The sequence below is a fragment of the Microbacterium psychrotolerans genome (assembly GCF_031085295.1).
Classification (GTDB): Bacteria; Actinomycetota; Actinomycetes; order Actinomycetales; family Microbacteriaceae; genus Microbacterium; species Microbacterium psychrotolerans.
Genome location: NZ_JAVFWO010000002.1, coordinates 770,111 through 785,964, shown reverse-complemented (window position 1 = coordinate 785,964; position 15,854 = coordinate 770,111). Strand labels below are relative to the sequence as shown.

General features: G+C 70.9%; 15 protein-coding genes. 13 read left to right on the top strand and 2 right to left on the bottom strand.

What is annotated here, in order from left to right:
- Nucleotides 1-69 precede the first annotated feature (69 nt).
- Complete coding sequence (locus Q9R08_RS08435; protein ID WP_308867466.1) at nucleotides 70-1,548, top strand: APC family permease; 1,479 nt, start codon at nucleotides 70-72, stop codon at nucleotides 1,546-1,548.
- Nucleotides 1,549-1,594: 46 nt separating this feature from the next.
- A complete protein-coding gene (locus Q9R08_RS08430; protein WP_308867465.1) occupies nucleotides 1,595-2,239 on the top strand; it encodes an SDR family oxidoreductase in 645 nt (214 codons plus the stop codon).
- Between the two features lie 4 nt (nucleotides 2,240-2,243).
- On the opposite strand, the gene Q9R08_RS08425 is transcribed toward Q9R08_RS08430, so the two are convergent.
- Nucleotides 2,244-2,537 (bottom strand): DUF503 domain-containing protein, encoded by a 294-nt coding sequence (locus Q9R08_RS08425; protein WP_308867464.1) that lies wholly within the window; start codon nucleotides 2,535-2,537, stop codon nucleotides 2,244-2,246.
- Between the two features lie 54 nt (nucleotides 2,538-2,591).
- On the opposite strand from Q9R08_RS08425, the gene Q9R08_RS08420 reads away from it, so the two are divergent.
- The 8 genes from Q9R08_RS08420 to Q9R08_RS08385 all read left to right on the top strand — a co-directional run bounded on the left by Q9R08_RS08420 (nucleotide 2,592) and on the right by Q9R08_RS08385 (nucleotide 10,933).
- On the top strand, nucleotides 2,592-3,641 hold the full coding sequence (locus Q9R08_RS08420; protein ID WP_308867462.1) for a zinc-dependent alcohol dehydrogenase family protein: 1,050 nt from the start codon (nucleotides 2,592-2,594) through the stop codon (nucleotides 3,639-3,641).
- A gap of 118 nt (nucleotides 3,642-3,759) precedes the next feature.
- Nucleotides 3,760-3,927, top strand: a complete 168-nt coding sequence (locus Q9R08_RS08415; protein WP_204260153.1) for a hypothetical protein — start codon at nucleotides 3,760-3,762, stop codon at nucleotides 3,925-3,927.
- A gap of 2 nt (nucleotides 3,928-3,929) precedes the next feature.
- A complete protein-coding gene (locus Q9R08_RS08410; protein WP_308867461.1) occupies nucleotides 3,930-4,709 on the top strand; it encodes a PH domain-containing protein in 780 nt (259 codons plus the stop codon).
- Between the two features lie 285 nt (nucleotides 4,710-4,994).
- Entirely contained in the window at nucleotides 4,995-6,443 is a 1,449-nt protein-coding gene (gene rpsA, locus Q9R08_RS08405) for a 30S ribosomal protein S1 (protein ID WP_308867459.1), read from the top strand.
- A 187-nt stretch (nucleotides 6,444-6,630) separates the two neighbouring features.
- Nucleotides 6,631-7,167, top strand: a complete 537-nt coding sequence (locus Q9R08_RS08400; RefSeq protein ID WP_308867456.1) for a GIY-YIG nuclease family protein — start codon at nucleotides 6,631-6,633, stop codon at nucleotides 7,165-7,167.
- Between the two features lie 133 nt (nucleotides 7,168-7,300).
- Nucleotides 7,301-7,999 carry a hypothetical protein gene (locus tag Q9R08_RS08395; RefSeq protein ID WP_308867455.1) on the top strand — a complete coding sequence of 233 codons (699 nt, stop codon included), beginning with the start codon at nucleotides 7,301-7,303 and terminating at the stop codon, nucleotides 7,997-7,999.
- A 97-nt stretch (nucleotides 8,000-8,096) separates the two neighbouring features.
- Complete coding sequence (locus tag Q9R08_RS08390; RefSeq protein ID WP_308867454.1) at nucleotides 8,097-9,770, top strand: sensor histidine kinase; 1,674 nt, start codon at nucleotides 8,097-8,099, stop codon at nucleotides 9,768-9,770.
- Nucleotides 9,767-10,933 (top strand): hypothetical protein, encoded by a 1,167-nt coding sequence (locus Q9R08_RS08385; protein WP_308867453.1) that lies wholly within the window; start codon nucleotides 9,767-9,769, stop codon nucleotides 10,931-10,933. The genes Q9R08_RS08390 and Q9R08_RS08385 overlap by 4 nt, the downstream gene beginning before the upstream one ends.
- Nucleotides 10,934-11,023: 90 nt before the next feature.
- On the opposite strand, the gene Q9R08_RS08380 is transcribed toward Q9R08_RS08385, so the two are convergent.
- Nucleotides 11,024-11,767 carry a response regulator transcription factor gene (locus tag Q9R08_RS08380; protein ID WP_308867451.1) on the bottom strand — a complete coding sequence of 248 codons (744 nt, stop codon included), beginning with the start codon at nucleotides 11,765-11,767 and terminating at the stop codon, nucleotides 11,024-11,026.
- 504 nt (nucleotides 11,768-12,271) lie between these two features.
- Here Q9R08_RS08380 and coaE point away from each other — a divergent pair.
- From coaE to uvrB, 3 genes are all read left to right on the top strand, one after another.
- On the top strand, nucleotides 12,272-12,895 hold the full coding sequence (gene coaE, locus Q9R08_RS08375; RefSeq protein WP_308867449.1) for a dephospho-CoA kinase: 624 nt from the start codon (nucleotides 12,272-12,274) through the stop codon (nucleotides 12,893-12,895).
- Nucleotides 12,896-12,986: 91 nt separating this feature from the next.
- Complete coding sequence (locus Q9R08_RS08370) at nucleotides 12,987-13,649, top strand: hypothetical protein (protein ID WP_308867448.1); 663 nt, start codon at nucleotides 12,987-12,989, stop codon at nucleotides 13,647-13,649.
- A gap of 77 nt (nucleotides 13,650-13,726) precedes the next feature.
- Entirely contained in the window at nucleotides 13,727-15,808 is a 2,082-nt protein-coding gene (gene uvrB / locus Q9R08_RS08365; RefSeq protein WP_308867447.1) for an excinuclease ABC subunit UvrB, read from the top strand.
- Nucleotides 15,809-15,854: the final 46 nt, after the last annotated feature.

Sequence of the window (15,854 nt, the reverse complement as noted above, 5' to 3'; positions counted from 1 at the left end):
CGGACGCACGCTCGCCGTGTCCGGTCATAGACTCTCGTGCGATCACGGTCGCCGACAGGAGCGGACGAAATGAGCTTGGCCCGAGAGCTGTTCCGGCGGAAGCCGGTGACGCCGCCCGCGCCGTCGCCGGGCGGTCTCACCCGGGGGATCGGCACGTTCCAGCTGGCGATGCTCGGAGTCGGCGCCACGGTCGGCACCGGCGTCTTCTTCGTGATGCACGAAGCCGTGCCGCTCGCCGGACCCGCCGTCATCCTGTCGTTCCTCGTCGCCGCGATCGCCGCCGGGCTGTCCGCCGTCTGCTACGCCGAGATGGCCTCAGCGGTGCCGGTGTCGGGCTCCACGTACGCGTACGCCTACGTGACGCTCGGCGAGATCGTCGCGATGGGCGTCGCCGCGTGCCTCATGCTCGAGTACGGCGTCTCGACCGCCGCGGTCGCGTCGGGGTGGAGCGGCTACCTCGACCGCCTCGTCGGCGACCTGTTCGGCTGGGACATCCCGGCGGCGCTGACGGCCGGCCCGCTCGAGGGCGGCATCGTCAACCTCCCCGCGGTGATCCTCGTCGGCCTGTGCGCGCTCCTGCTCATCCGCGGCACGCGCGAGTCGGCGGCGGTGAACACCGTCATGGTGATCATCAAGCTCGGCGTGCTCCTCATGTTCGGCGCGATCGCCGTCACCGCGTTCCAGGCCGACAACTTCGCCGACTTCGCCCCGCACGGCGCGGCGGGAGTCACGGCGGCCGCGGGGACGATCTTCTTCACGTTCATCGGACTCGACGCCGTGTCGACGGCGGGTGACGAGGTGCGCGACCCGCAGCGCTCGCTGCCGCGGGCGATCCTCATCGCACTCGTGACGGTCGTCGCCGTGTACCTCTTCGTCGCGATCGCGGCGGTCGGCGCGCAGCCGTGGACGGACTTCGAGGACCCGGGTCAGCAGAGCGCCGGTCTCGCCGTCATCCTCGGCGACGTGCTGGGCGCCGCGTGGCCCGCCACCGTGCTCGCCGCGGGCGCGGTGATCTCGATCTTCTCGGTCACCCTCGTGACGCTGTTCGGACAGACCCGGATCCTCTACTCGATCGGCCGGGACGGCCTGCTTCCTCGGGCGTTCGCCCGCGTCGACCCGCGGACCCACACGCCGGTGTTCTCGACGGTCGTCGTCGCGATCGCCGTGGCGCTCCTCGCGGGCTTCATCCCGCTGTCGAGCCTCTGGGACCTCGTGTCGATGGGGACTCTCGTCGCCTTCATCGTGGTCTCGATCGGGGTCATGGTGCTGCGACGCACGCGCCCCGACCTGCCTCGCGCGTTCCGCGTGCCGGGTTATCCGGTGACGCCGGTGCTGTCGATCCTCGCCTGCCTGTACCTGATCACCGGCCTCGGCTGGTCGACCTACGCGTGGTTCGCGGTGTGGGTGGCGATCGTGCTCGCCTACTACCTGCTGTGGGGCCGCCGGCACAGCCTGCTCGCCCGGACTGAGCGGGAGACGGATGCCGCCACCGCCGCCGGCCCGCCATCCGCCGACGTCGATGAGGGCAGGGGCGGCTCCGCCACCTAGACGGCAGCGGCTCGGGCGTATCGTGGCCTTCGACGGAGGGAGACCCATGGCCCGCATCCTGATCTTCGGCGGACACGGCAAGGTCGCGCTGCTCCTCGAGCCGCTGCTCGTGGCCCAGGAGCACACCGTGACGGCCGTCATCCGAGATCCCGCACACGAGGCGGAGGTCGCCGCGACCGGCGCGCAGCCGGTCGTCGCCGACATCGAGATCCTCGACGTCGACCAGTTGACGAACCTGATCGCCGGCAACGACGTCGTCGTCTGGTCGGCGGGCGCAGGAGGCGGCGATCCGGCGCGCACGTACGCGGTGGACCGCGACGCGGCCGTGCGCTCGATGGACGCCGCGGCGGCGGCCGGCGTGCTCCGCTACGTGATGGTGTCGTGGATCGGCTCGCGCGCCGACCACGGGGTCGACAGGGAATCCTCGTTCTTCCCCTATGCCGACGCGAAGTGGGCGGCAGACGCGCACCTCGCCGGAAGCGCGCTCGACTGGACGATCCTCGCGCCGGGCACCCTCACCCTCGACGCGCCGACCGGGCGGATCGAGCTCGATCCGGAGGGCTCCGGGTCCGTGCCGCGCGCCGACGTGGCCGCCGTCATCGCCGCGACCATCGCGGACGACAGCACCATCGGGCGCACCATCCGGTTCGGGGCCGGTGACGAGGTCATCGGCCACGCCATCGCAGGCTGAGCCCTCAGTCCTCGCTGGAGTGCAGTCCGCGCCGGGCCGACAGCAGCGTGACCTCGGGGCGGTCGGCCACGAGGCGTTCGGCGTGGTCGAGCACGTCCCGGACGTGCGACGAGCCCGAGGCGACGACCGACACGCCGACGGTCGCCCGACGGTGGAGGTCGTGCTCGCCCACCTCGGCCGCGGCCGCCTCCGTGCGGCGACTGAGCTCGGCGATGAGGGGCCGCAGCACGCTGCGCTTCTCCTTCAGCGAGCGGATGTCGCCGAGCAGCAGGTCGAACTCGATCCACCCGATCCACATGCGTCCATGGTGCCAGCGGCGACGCGCGGACGGCCCTGGTCTTAGGCTCGATGCATGCTCGCCACCGTCATCCACGCCGCGCGCGACATCCGCGTCGAGACCGTGCCCGACCCCGCGCTGTCCACCGGCGCCGACGCGATCGTGCGGGTCGTGGCGGCGTGCGTGTGCGGCTCCGACCTGTGGCCCTACCGCGGCGTCACGCCCACGAAGGAGCCTCACCGCATCGGCCACGAGTTCGTCGGCATCGTCGAGGAGGTCGGCGCCGACGTTCGGGTCATCCGCCCGGGCGATTTCGTCATCGCCCCGTTCTACGTGTGCGACGGCACGTGCGCGAACTGCCGGAACGGCGTGAGCACGTCGTGCCTGCACGGAGGCTGGTGGGGAAGCGATGACCGCTTCGGCGGGTTCGCCGACGGCGGCCAGGGCGAGCGGGTGCGCGTTCCCCTCGCGGACGGCACCCTCGCGGTCGTTCCCGGACCGGTCGGCGATGACGAGATCCCGGGCCTGCTGACCCTCAGCGACGTCATGGGCACGGGCCATCACGCGGCGGTGTCGGCGGGTGTCGGTCCCGGCGACGCGGTGGCGGTCGTGGGCGACGGCGCCGTGGGCCTGTGCGCCGTCATCGCCGCGAAGCGGCTCGGCGCCACGACCATCATCGCCATGTCGCGGCATCCGCAGCGCCAGGCGCTGGCCCGCGAGTTCGGCGCCACCGACATCGTCGAGGAGCGGGGGGATGCCGGCATCGAGGCGGTGCGCGCTCTCACCGGCGGCATCGGCGCCGACCGTGTGCTCGAGTGCGTCGGCACGAAGGAGTCGATGGACCAGGCGCTGCGCTCCACCCGCCCCGGCGGGATGGTCGGCTACGTCGGCGTGCCCAACGGCGGGCCGGAGCTGCCGGTGCGTCAGATGTTCAACCGCAACGTCGGCGTCAACGGCGGGGTCGCCCCCGTGCGCGGCTACATCGACGAGCTGCTCCCGGACGTCCGCTCCGGCGCGATCCGGCCGGGCCGTGTGTTCGACCTCGAGCTTCCGCTCGCCGAGGCCGCGGAGGCGTACGCCGCGATGGACGAGCGCCGCGCCACGAAGGTGCTGCTGCGACCGTGAACTCCGGCTCGGCGCAGGGGCGAACGCATCTCCCGTCGAATGGCGACGCGCCCGCGCGCCTGCGCACGCATCGCCCGCCGTGCGGTAGAACAGCAGAAGTCGAAGGGAACCCCGGACCGTGAAGCTCGTCAAGCGCATCGTCGTGGTGCTCGTCATCGCGTTCGCGGCGTTCTACCTCATCACCCGGCCGCAGGACGCGGCGAATGCGGTGCAGGGCGCCATCGGCGCCGTCTGGGGCGCGGGTGCCGCCGTGGTCGACTTCTTCATGGCTCTCGCCGCGGGCTGAGCATGTTCGATCCGCGGATCGAGAAGCACCTGATCACGGATCAGGGGGAGCACGTCGTCGACGAGGTGCGCAAGCACTGGACGGCCACGGTCTCGGCCGTCTTGGAGCTGTTCGGCGGCATCGTGGTGCTCCTTCTGTCGTTCTTCGTGCCGGCGCAGGCCTGGTGGGTGCCCGCACTCCTCGGCGCCGCCGTCACCGGTCACGCCATCTGGCGGTACTTCGAGCAGCACACCGATCGCTTCGTCATCACCAACATGCGCGTGTTCCGCGTGCACGGCATCCTGTCGCAGCGCATCGCGACCATGCCGCTCGCGCGCATCCTCGACATCTCGGTCTACAAGCCGGTCGTCGGCCGTGTCTTCGGCTACGGGCACTTCGTCTTCGAGTCAGCCGCCCAGGAGCAGGGCCTCCGCGAGATCCGCTATGTCGGGGATCCCGACGAGCGCGGCCTCACGATCCAGCGCGTCATCCAGCAGGCCGGTCTTCGCGGCGCGGCGGGCCGGGCCGAGCAGTTCGGGGGCGCCCACATCGTGGCGCCCCCGACGCCCGCGCCCGCTGCCGCGGCATCCGTCACCGCGGCAGACGCGGCGCACGACGACAACCCCACCGCGCCGGTCCCCGACGTGCGTCCCGCCACGAATCCTTCGGGGTGGGACTGGCTCGCCGACGCACAGCGGCGCGAGGACGAGCGGCTGGCGCAGCTGCGCGGCGAACCGACGCCGGCGCCTGCCCCGTTCGACCCCGACCGCACCAACACCGCGCCGATCCAGCTGCCCCGCTGAGCCGACGTTCCACCGCGGCCCGTGGGGCCTCGTGACGCCGGATTTCGAGGTGCGCGGGAACATCGCGGGCGACCCGGCCGTTCTGTTACCCTGGAGTGTCACTCGTGTGGCTGTTTCGCCACGCTCGGGTACCGGTTCGCGCCGGTGTCCCACATCCCGCAAGGGTCCGAGCGACATCGCTGGAAAATCCGCTTCGCCTCGGCCCGAGGCATCCGTTCGCCCTTGCGCGAAGATGCCGCTGAAAGCCGGAGCCCGACACCAAACCCAACAAGGACAACCCACTACATGACTACCGCAACGACCGCCCCGGCCACCAAGCAGGTCGCGATCAACGACATCGGATCTGCCGAGGACTTCCTGGCCGCGGTCGAGAAGACCCTGAAGTTCTTCAACGACGGCGACCTCATCGAGGGCACCGTCGTGAAGATCGACCGCGACGAGGTGCTCCTCGACGTCGGTTACAAGACCGAGGGCGTCATCCCCTCGCGCGAGCTCTCCATCAAGCACGACGTCGACCCCAACGAGGTCGTCAAGGTCGGCGACGAGGTCGAAGCCCTCGTTCTCCAGAAGGAGGACAAGGAAGGCCGCCTCATCCTCTCCAAGAAGCGCGCGCAGTACGAGCGTGCCTGGGGCGACGTCGAGAAGATCAAGGAGAACGACGGTGTGGTCACCGGCTCCGTGATCGAGGTCGTCAAGGGTGGTCTGATCGTCGACATCGGCCTGCGCGGCTTCCTGCCCGCTTCGCTGATCGAGCTCCGCCGCGTCCGCGACCTCACGCCGTACCTCGGCCAGGAGATCGAGGCGAAGATCCTCGAGCTCGACAAGAACCGCAACAACGTCGTGCTCTCGCGCCGCGCCCTGCTCGAGCAGACGCAGTCCGAGTCGCGCACCACGTTCCTCAACAACCTGCACAAGGGCCAGGTCCGCAAGGGCACGGTCTCGTCGATCGTCAACTTCGGTGCGTTCGTCGACCTGGGCGGCGTGGACGGCCTCGTGCACGTCTCCGAGCTCTCGTGGAAGCACATCGAGCACGCGTCGGAGGTCGTCGAGGTCGGCCAGGAGGTCACCGTCGAGATCCTCGAGGTCGACCTGGACCGCGAGCGCGTCTCGCTGTCGCTCAAGGCGACGCAGGAGGACCCGTGGCAGGTCTTCGCCCGCACCCACGCGATCGGTCAGGTCGCTCCGGGCAAGGTCACCAAGCTCGTTCCGTTCGGTGCGTTCGTGCGCGTCGCGGACGGCATCGAGGGCCTCGTGCACATCTCGGAGCTGTCGGGCAAGCACGTCGAGCTCGCCGAGCAGGTCGTCTCGGTCGGCGAAGAGGTCTTCGTCAAGATCATCGACATCGATCTCGAGCGTCGCCGCATCTCGCTCTCGCTGAAGCAGGCGAACGAGTCGGTCGACCCCAACGGCACCGAGTTCGACCCGGCGCTGTACGGCATGGTCACGGAGTACGACGAGAACGGGGAGTACAAGTACCCCGAGGGCTTCGACCCCGAGACCAACGCGTGGCTCGAGGGCTTCGACGAGCAGCGCGAGAAGTGGGAGCAGGAGTACGCCGCTGCCCACGCTCGCTGGGAGGCCCACAAGGCCGCCGTCACGAAGGCTCTCGAGGCCGAGGCTGCCGCCCCGGTCGAGACCGGCTCGTCGTCCTTCTCGTCCGACAGCAGCCCGGTGGGCACGCTGGCCGACGACGAGGCGCTCGCCGCTCTGCGCGAGAAGCTCTCGGGTCGCTGATCCTGAGCTGAGCCGCCTGGTTCTCTGAACCGCTGGTTCCGAAAGGGCCGTCACCTCCGACCGCAAGGTCGGCGGGGGCGGCCCTTTCGCGTGCCTCGGGCATGCACGCCACGGCTCGGGATGACGCGTCGGTGGGGGCGGGTACTGTCGCGGTGTGCCTGCGAACCGAGTCTCCGTACACTGCCTGGTGGACGACGACGGCTGCCGGGGCTCGGTGCCCGCCGACGCGCCGGTCCCGCTCTGCGAGCGGCACCTCGCCGCCGCGGCGGACTGGGGCGCGGCGCATGACGGGCTCACCGATGTGCTGCCCTCGCCGTGCGGACTGTGCGGATCGCGCCTCGGCGTCCGCTACCCGTCGGGATGGCTCTGTGCGGTGTGCGAGTGGCGCCACGGCGATATCCCCGACGCTGAGATGCCGCCCCCGCGCGTCGACGTGGTCTACTACCTGCGTTACGCCGATCGCGTGAAGATCGGCACGAGCGCGAACCCGCGCCAGCGTTTCGGCGCGATCTGGCACGACGAGCTGCTGGCGTTCGAGCGCGGTGGGCGCGCCCTCGAGCAGCGACGGCATGTGCAGTTCGCGGCCGACCGGTTTCCCGGCACGGAGTGGTTCCGTCGCTCGGAAGCGCTCACCGCTCACATCGCGGTGCTGGCGGCCGGCGTGGACGATCCGTGGCAGCTGCACGCGCGGTGGCTGAGCGAGGCGCTCGCGGCACAGGGGTGATCCGCACGCTCTCGGTGAACCGCGGCCGATCCTCCAGCCCTCTCCGAGGAACCGCGCCTACCGTGGTTGTCCACCCGCCCCCAGGACCCGCGCAGTCGTCCCTCGGACGGGCCAAGCTGAGAAGGAGCGCCACATGGGATTCCTCGATCGACTGTTCGGAGACTCGGATGCCGAGCGCCAGGCGCCGCCTGTGCCGCCGAACCGCTACGGCACCTCGGCACCCGGTGCGCCGGCACCCGGTGCGGCAGCGCCCGGTGCACAGCCCCCGCGGAGCGAGGACGAGATCGCCATCGAGCGCTATCGCTACCTGCTGAGGACCGCACCGCCCGAGACCATCGAGCAGGTGCACGCCGAGGCATTCGGCAGGCTCACCGAGCCGCAGCGCCAGCAGGTGCTCGCCGAGCTCTCCGCGGGACTCCCGCCGTACGAGCAGCCGCGCTCGAGCGACCCGCAGACGATGGCCCGCGCCGCGACGCGCGCCGAATACCTCAACCCCGGCTTCATGGAGCGCACCCTCGGGCCGCAGCGGCAGGGCCCGTCGTTCGGCTCGATGCTCGGCTCGTCGATCCTCGGCACCGTCGTCGGGTACGTCATCGGCTCGGCGCTGGTGAGTTCGTTCCTGGCGCCGACGTTCGCGTACGACCAGGGCTACCAGGATGGTGCCGCGGCGGACGGCGGCGGCGACGCAGGCGCCGACACCGGAGGCGACGGGGCGTCGGCCGATGCGGGCTGGGGCGACAGCGGGTCCGGCTGGGGTGGCGACACCGGCGGCGGCTGGGGCGGTGACGCGGCCGGCGCCGACGCGGGCGGGTTCGGCGACTTCGGGTTCTGACGACGCGTCCCCCGGCGCGCCGTGCCGCGCCGGGGGAGCGTGACACCCAGAGCGCGCCGTTCCCACACCGGGGCGCGGCATCCGTTACCGTCGCGGTATGACCGCCGCGACGCCGGGCGACACGGGGGCACCCGCGGTGCGCTCGCGCCCTGGCGTGACCGCACCCGAGGCCGCCGACCGTACGCGCGGCCGGACCGCGATGCTCAACCAGCTGCTGCTGTCCGCCGTCGTGTTCGTGCTCGGCGTGCTGGTGGCGGTCGGCCCCTTCGGCGGTGAAGAGGTGCTCTTCTTCAGCGGGGTCGTCGTGGTGGTGGCGGTGACTGCCGTGACGCTCGTGGTCCCGTGGAGCCGCCTGCCGTACGGGTGGGTCGCCGCGGTGCCCGCGGTCGACATCCTCGCCATCACGCTCATGCAGATCGCGGCACCCGACACGGTGCTCGGCCTGCTCTGGATCTTTCCGACGATGTGGCTCGCCGGCGGGTTCGGTCTGCTGGGCCTGTTCGGCGTGATCGTCGCGATCGCCGGCATCGTCAGCGTGCTGACCGCGCTCAGCGCCACCGAGGTCACCTACCGCACCTTCCTGCTGCCCCTCGTGTTGTTCGCCGTCGCCGCGACGAGCCATCTCAACGCCCGCCGGTCGGACGCGCAGCGCATGCTGCTGGCGAAGCAGTCGCAGCTGCTGCAGAGTGTCCTCGCGCGCACGCGCCGGCAGGAGCAGGTCGTGACAGAGGTGCTGGATGCCGTGGACTTCGGCGTCGTACGCATCGGTCCCGCCGGACGGGTCGCGGTCCGGAACGAGGCGCACGGCCGGCTGCAGCAGGGTCTCGAGCCCGACGACGATCGGGCGGAGGTGCTCGCCTTCCGCGACGACGGCAGCTCACCGCTGCCGCCGGACGAGCTTCCGCTGGAGCGCGCGCGGCGCGGCGAGGCGTTCGACGACCAGGTGGTGTGGTTCGGGGCGGAGCCCGGTCCGCGTCGGGCGCTGACGATCACCGCGCGCCGGATCACCGATCCCGACGGGGGCGACGCCGGCGCCGTCGTCGTCTCGAGGGACGTGACGGCGGAGCTGACCGCACTCCGCGCACGCGACGATCTGGTCGCCTCGGTGTCGCACGAGCTGAGGACGCCGCTGACCTCGATCCTGGGCTACCTCGACCTCGCGATCGAGGACCCCGACACCCCCGACGCGGTGCGCGCGAGCCTCGACGTCGCCGAGCGCAACGCCGAGCGCCTGCTGCGCATCGTCGCCGACATCCTCGCGGCCTCGAGCTCCTCGCCGTCGTCGGTGGAGGCGTCCCTCGCTCCGCAGCTCGTCGACGCGCGCGAACTCGTCGCCGCCGCCGCCGACGACGCCCTCCCGCGCGCCGCCGGGCGGGCCATCACGATCGACACGACGGGGCTGGAGCCGGCGACGGCGTGGGCGGATCCGCTCCGTCTGCGGCAGGTGGTCGACAACCTCGTGTCGAATGCCATCGCCTACAACAAGGACGGCGGCACGGTCTTCGTCGGCACGACCACGGACGGCGACTCGAGCTGGATCCTGGTGCGCGACACCGGCGTGGGCATCTCTGACGCCGACCGCTCGCGGCTCTTCCAGCGCTATTACAAGGCGGGCGTTGATCGGCGGACCGGCACCGGCCTCGGCCTTGCGATCACGCGCGACATCGTGCGCGCGCACGGGGGCGAGCTCGCCCTGCACAGCGCGCCCGGGATCGGCTCGACCTTCATCGTGAAGCTGCCCGCGATCGCCCCCGAGGGAGATGCACCATGACCCTGGATCTGGCGAGCGTCCTGATCATGACCGCACTGGTGGTCAACGTCAGCGGCGTGCTGTTCATCCTCGAGACGCTGCTGCGACGCGACGAGGGCGCCGGGCGCATCTGGTCCGTCGCCTTCCTCGCAGCCATGCTCACCACCCTCGCCTACACCGTCTGGGTGCAGTCCGACGGTGCGTGGTGGGCCATCGCGATCGGCAACGCCGCCTTCGTGGCCGGCACCGGATGCATGTGGCTGGGATGCCGCCGCTTCAACGGTCGCCGCATGCGCTGGTCGTCGATCCTCGTGGCCGCCGCCGTTGTCGCGGCCGCGCTCGGCGTGGCGTTCGAGGGCGCCGACGGCGGCGACTGGGCCGGCGTCCTGTGGATGTTCGTACCTCTGCTGGGCTTCGCCGGCGCCGGCGCGGTGGAGTGCCTCCGCGGCGACATGCGGGAATCGCGCACCGCGTGGGTGCTCGGGGCAGTGCTGGGGTTCCAGTCGCTGTACTACGTGTCACGGACGACCGCGTTCCTCACGTCAGGTCCTGACAGCGCCCTGTTCCAGGCGGCGTTCGGCACCGTCAGCACGAGCTTCCTGACGGTGACGCTGACCATCGTCGCCGTCGTCGTGACCTCGGTGCTGCGGGCGAGTCGCGCCCCGATGCGGGGGTATCTGCGCGACGCGCAGAGGGTCGACCAGGAGCACGGGATCGTCAGCGACGAGTCCTTCCTGCTGCTGCTGGACGGCATCTGTCGACGCGCGGAGCGCGGCCGCGAATCAGTGGCGGTGACGGCCGTGCGCCTCGACGACCTCGATCCCATCTCCACCGCCTTCGGCAGCGACGTGGCCGGATCGGTGGCGGCGACCTGGCGAACCGGCGTGCGCCATCACGCGCCGACCAACGCCATCGTCGGCCAGGACGGGCCGACCGGGCTCGTCATCGGGCTGGCGGTGGCGTCCGAGCAGGAGGCGCGTCGCCAGGCGGGTGTGATCTACCGTGGCCTGTTCGACGATCTCGGCAAGGTCGGCGGGGGAGTGATCCCCGTCGTCGGCGTCGGCGTCGCGCTGAGCGACACCGCCGGGTACGACCCGGCGGAGCTCGTCCGTGCGGCCCGCGAGGCCGCGAGCCGCGCGGCCGTGAACGTCGAGACGTCCGTGCTCATCGACGACGGCGAGTAGCGGCTTCGTCCCAGCAACCCGCGACACGAGGCGACGCGCCTGCTTCCGATGGGGGCGCCCGGGCGCGAGGGCGTGATGCGCTCGAGTCCCTCAGGCGGTGAGCCGGTAGCCGACTCCGCGCACTGTCTCGATCCATCGCGGCTGGGTCGGTGACTCGCCGAGCTTGCGTCGCAGATTGGCCATGTGCACCTCGATGGCGCGTGCGTCGCTGTCGGAGACGAAGTCGCTGACCGCATACTGGTCGCCGCGGAGCATGAGGGCGAGGTCCGACTTCGCCCGGACGCGCCGCCCGGCCACCAGCAGATCGGCCAGGATGTCGAACTCGCTCCGCGTCAGTTCGACATCCTGGTCGTCGACCGTGACCAGGTGGGTGGCGGCATTCAGCCGCAGTCCGTGGTGCTCGAGCCAGACGCCGTCCGTGGACACGGGCGTCGGACCGCCGTCCGGTTCGGGGGGCGTCACCTGCCGCGGTCGCCGCAGCATCGCGTCGATGCGCGCACGCAGCTCACGAGGGCGGAACGGCTTCGCGACGTAGTCGTCGGCGCCAGCCTCGAGCCCCTGGAGCGCGTCGATCTCCTCGCTGCGGGCGCTCAGCATGACGATGTAGGTCGAGCTGATGGCCCGGATGCGCTTGGCGGTCTCGAAGCCGTCGATGCCGGGCATGTTGACGTCGAGCGTCGTGACGAGCGGCCGGTGCTCTCGGACGAGTTCGACGCCGTCTGCGCCGTTGGCTGCGCCATGCACTTCGAAGCCCGCCTGGGCGAGGACCGTCGCGAGGAGCGACCGGATGTCCTCCTCGTCTTCGATCACGACGGCGACGCGCGCTTCTTCCACCGATGCACCCTCCGGATCCGGGGGTGTCGACGGATCCTGGACGTCGGTCATGATATCCCAGAACGCGCTCCGGAACGGGTGCGACGAGGCGCCCATCACGCGCGGCGTCCGCACATGTGCGGCTCCGGAGAGCCCGGCCCGCGCAGCGGCAGCCCTCCTTGCAAGGCACGGGCCGCGCGTAGGGCGGGAGATTTCCCCACATCCCGCCCTGCGCGCGTCCTCGGTGCACGGACCTCGGCCGCCTTGGTCCCCACGCGGGCGGCCCGCCCGCACCTCAGAACCGTCCGCCCGCCCCTGTCGTCGCGAAGACGTCGGGTGCGTCGCATGCAGCAGAACGCGTTGTCGTCGAACGCCACGATGTCGCGTCCAACGTTCACTTGCGCCCTTCCCCAGCTGTATGGGTGGACTGTCCTTCGGGTGCACCGAGGCTATCGCCGACTGCTCAGCGCTCGCTCAGGCCCACCTCAGGAACGCGTCAAGGACGGGGCATGGCATGCTCGATGCATGCCGCTCGTCGCGCTCACCGGAGGCATCGCCTCAGGAAAGTCCACCATCGCCCGTCGCCTGGCCGAGCACGGCGCCGTGATCGTCGACGCGGATCAGCTCGTGCGCGAGGTGCAGGCGCCGGGTGGACCGGTGCTGGCGGCGATCGCCGGCACCTTCGGCGATGACATGCTGCGCCCCGACGGATCGCTGGATCGCGCGGCCCTCGCCACGCGCGTGTTCGGCGACGCGGAGGCGATCGCGCAGCTCAACGCGATCGTCCATCCCGCCGTGCGCGCCGAGTCCGCCCGCCGCTTCGCTGCGGCGTTCGCGGCCGACCCGCACGCTGTCGTCGTCTACGACGTGCCGCTGCTGGTCGAAGCGCGCGTGCAGGACCCCTGGCAACTCGTCATCGTGGCCCACGCGCCGGCCGATGTGCGGGCGCAGCGCCTCGTCGAACTGCGGGGTCTGAGTCACGAGGATGCCGCCGCGCGCATGGCATCGCAGGTGCCGGACGAGGCGCGGCTCCGGATCGCCGACGTGGTCATCGACACGGCGGGCGCCATCGACGACACGCTGCGCCAGGTCGACGAGCTGTGGCAGAACCTCGACGAGCACGTGGCGCGGCGGGCAGCCGCCTCCTAGCGGTCACGGAGGCGGTCGTCGAGCCGGCGCTTCGCTGTACCGCGCCGACGCCCTGCGGGCTAGCCTGGGATCAGACCCGAGGAGGTGTCGCATGGGTATGCTCTCCAGGTTCCGGCGGCGTCGTGCCCCCTATCGTGCGGCGAGCGAGGAGGAGCGCATCTCGCGCTACGTCTACCTGCTCGGAACGCTCCCGGCCTCGGTGATCGAGAGCGCGCACGCCTCTGCCTTCGCCGACGTTCCGCCGCAGCGTCGCCGCGAGATGTTCGAGCAGCTCCGCCCGTTCCTGGCGGAGTCCGAGCGAGACGCGGCGGCCGAGGATCCCACGGTGATCGCGCGTCTCGTCCGTCGCGCCGAAGAGCACCGCGCGCGGCGCACGCAGAACGAGGGCACGGATGCCGCGACGCGAAGCGCGGCCGATCCGGCGCGCGCGGCGGTCGGCGTCGACGACGCCGACCCACGCGATCGGGTCGACGTGCAGAGCATGCTCACGAACGTCGGGATCATGGCGATCGTCGCGAACCAGTTCCTGCTGTCGACTTCGGTCACCGCGTACTACACGATGGGTGCGGGCTCGCTCATGCTCGGCTCCGAGCCGGCATGGGTGGGCGAGACGTACGATCCCGGCTTCACGGGGTTCGACGGCGGCGGCTCGGGCGGGTTCGACGGCGGCGGCGGAGCGTTCGACGGCGGGGGCTTCGACGCCGGAGGATTCGGCGGCGGGGGCTTCGACGGCGGCGGGGGATTCGGCGGCTGACCCGCGGGGGGCCGGCCGCGGCATCCGCTCGTCGCGAACGCGGCCCCGATGTCGGAGGCGCCGCCTACGCTGGTTGAGTGCAGACCACTCGATCCGTGCGGCCGTTCGAGGTCGTGAGCGAATTCGCCCCGTCGGGCGACCAGCCGCAGGCGATCGCCGAGCTGGCGGCGCGCATCAACGCCGGTGAGACCGACGTCGTGCTGCTCGGTGCGACCGGAACCGGAAAGTCGGCGACAACGGCCTGGCTCGTCGAGGCCGTGCAGCGGCCGACCCTTGTGCTCGCGCACAACAAGACGCTCGCGGCGCAGCTGGCCAACGAGTTCCGTGAGCTCATGCCGCACAACGCGGTCGAGTACTTCGTCAGCTACTACGACTACTACCAGCCCGAGGCGTACGTCCCGCAGACCGACACCTTCATCGAGAAGGACTCCTCGGTCAACGCCGAGGTCGAGCGGCTGCGGCACTCGACGACCAACTCGCTGCTCAGCCGGCGCGACGTCATCGTGGTCAGCACCGTCTCGTGCATCTACGGACTCGGGGCGCCCGACGAGTATCTGCGTGCGATGGTCGCGCTGCAGGTGGGCGAGGTCTACGACCGCGACGCGCTCATCCGCAAGTTCATCGCGATGCAGTACAACCGCAACGACGTCGACTTCTCGCGCGGCAACTTCCGCGTGCGCGGCGACACCATCGAGATCATCCCGGTGTACGAGGAGTACGCCATCCGCATCGAGATGTTCGGCGACGAGATCGAGGCGCTCTTCATGCTGCATCCGCTCACCGGCGATGTGGTGCAGCGGCTCGACAGCGTGCCCATCTTCCCGGCGTCGCACTACGTCGCCGGCACCGAGACGGTGCAGCGCGCGATCGGCACCATCGAAGACGAGCTGGCCGAGCGGCTGAAGGAGCTCGAGTCGCAGAACAAGCTGCTCGAGGCGCAGCGCCTGCGCATGCGCACGACGTTCGACCTCGAGATGCTGCAGCAGCTCGGCTTCTGCTCGGGCATCGAGAACTACTCGCGACACATGGACGGCAGGGCGCCCGGTGAGCCGCCGCACACGCTGCTCGACTTCTTCCCCGACGACTTCCTCATGGTGATCGACGAGTCGCACGTCACCGTCCCGCAGATCGGGGCGATGTACGAGGGGGACGCCTCGCGCAAGCGCACGCTCGTCGAGCACGGCTTCCGCCTGCCGAGCGCGCTCGACAACCGGCCGCTGCGGTGGGACGAGTTCAAGAACCGCGTAGGTCAGACCGTCTACCTCTCGGCGACGCCGGGTCGCTATGAGATGGGCATCGCAGACGGCGTCGTCGAGCAGATCATCCGCCCGACCGGCCTGATCGACCCCGAGATCGTGGTCAAGCCCTCCAAGGGGCAGATCGACGACCTCCTCGAGGAGATCCGCCTCCGCGTCGAGCGCGACGAGCGCGTGCTCGTCACCACGCTCACGAAGAAGATGGCGGAAGAGCTCACCGACTTCCTCGGCGAACATGGGGTGCGGGTGCGCTACCTCCACTCCGACGTCGACACCCTGCGGCGCGTCGAGCTGCTCAGCGAGCTGCGGGCCGGTGTGTACGACGTGCTCGTCGGCATCAACCTCCTCCGAGAGGGCCTCGACCTTCCCGAGGTGTCGCTGGTGTCGATTCTCGACGCCGACAAGGAGGGCTTCCTCCGCAGCGGCACCTCGCTGATCCAGACGATCGGCCGCGCGGCGCGCAACGTGTCTGGCCAGGTGCACATGTACGCCGACACGATGACCGACTCGATGGCGAAGGCGATCGAAGAGACCGACCGGCGCCGCGAGAAGCAGATCGCCTACAACACGGCCCACGGCATCGACCCGCAGCCGCTGCGCAAGCGGATCGCCGACATCACCGAGGTGCTGGCGCGAGAGGCGTCCGACACGGATCGGATGCTGCGCGGCAAGGCGGCGGCGAAGACCAAGTCCGGCATGGGCAAGAGCCCGACGCCGCAGCTGCGACGCGAGGGCATCGCGGCCGAGGGTGCGGAACAGCTCGAGGCGACCATCGCCGATCTCAGTCAGCAGATGCTCGCCGCCGCCGGCGAGCTCAAATTCGAGCTCGCCGCGCGCTTGCGCGACGAGGTGCAGGACCTCAAGAAGGAACTGCGCGCCATGGAGCGCGCGGGGCACGCGTAGTCGCGCCCGCACCTCGCGGCCCGCCGGTGCCCACTCACGGTCAGCG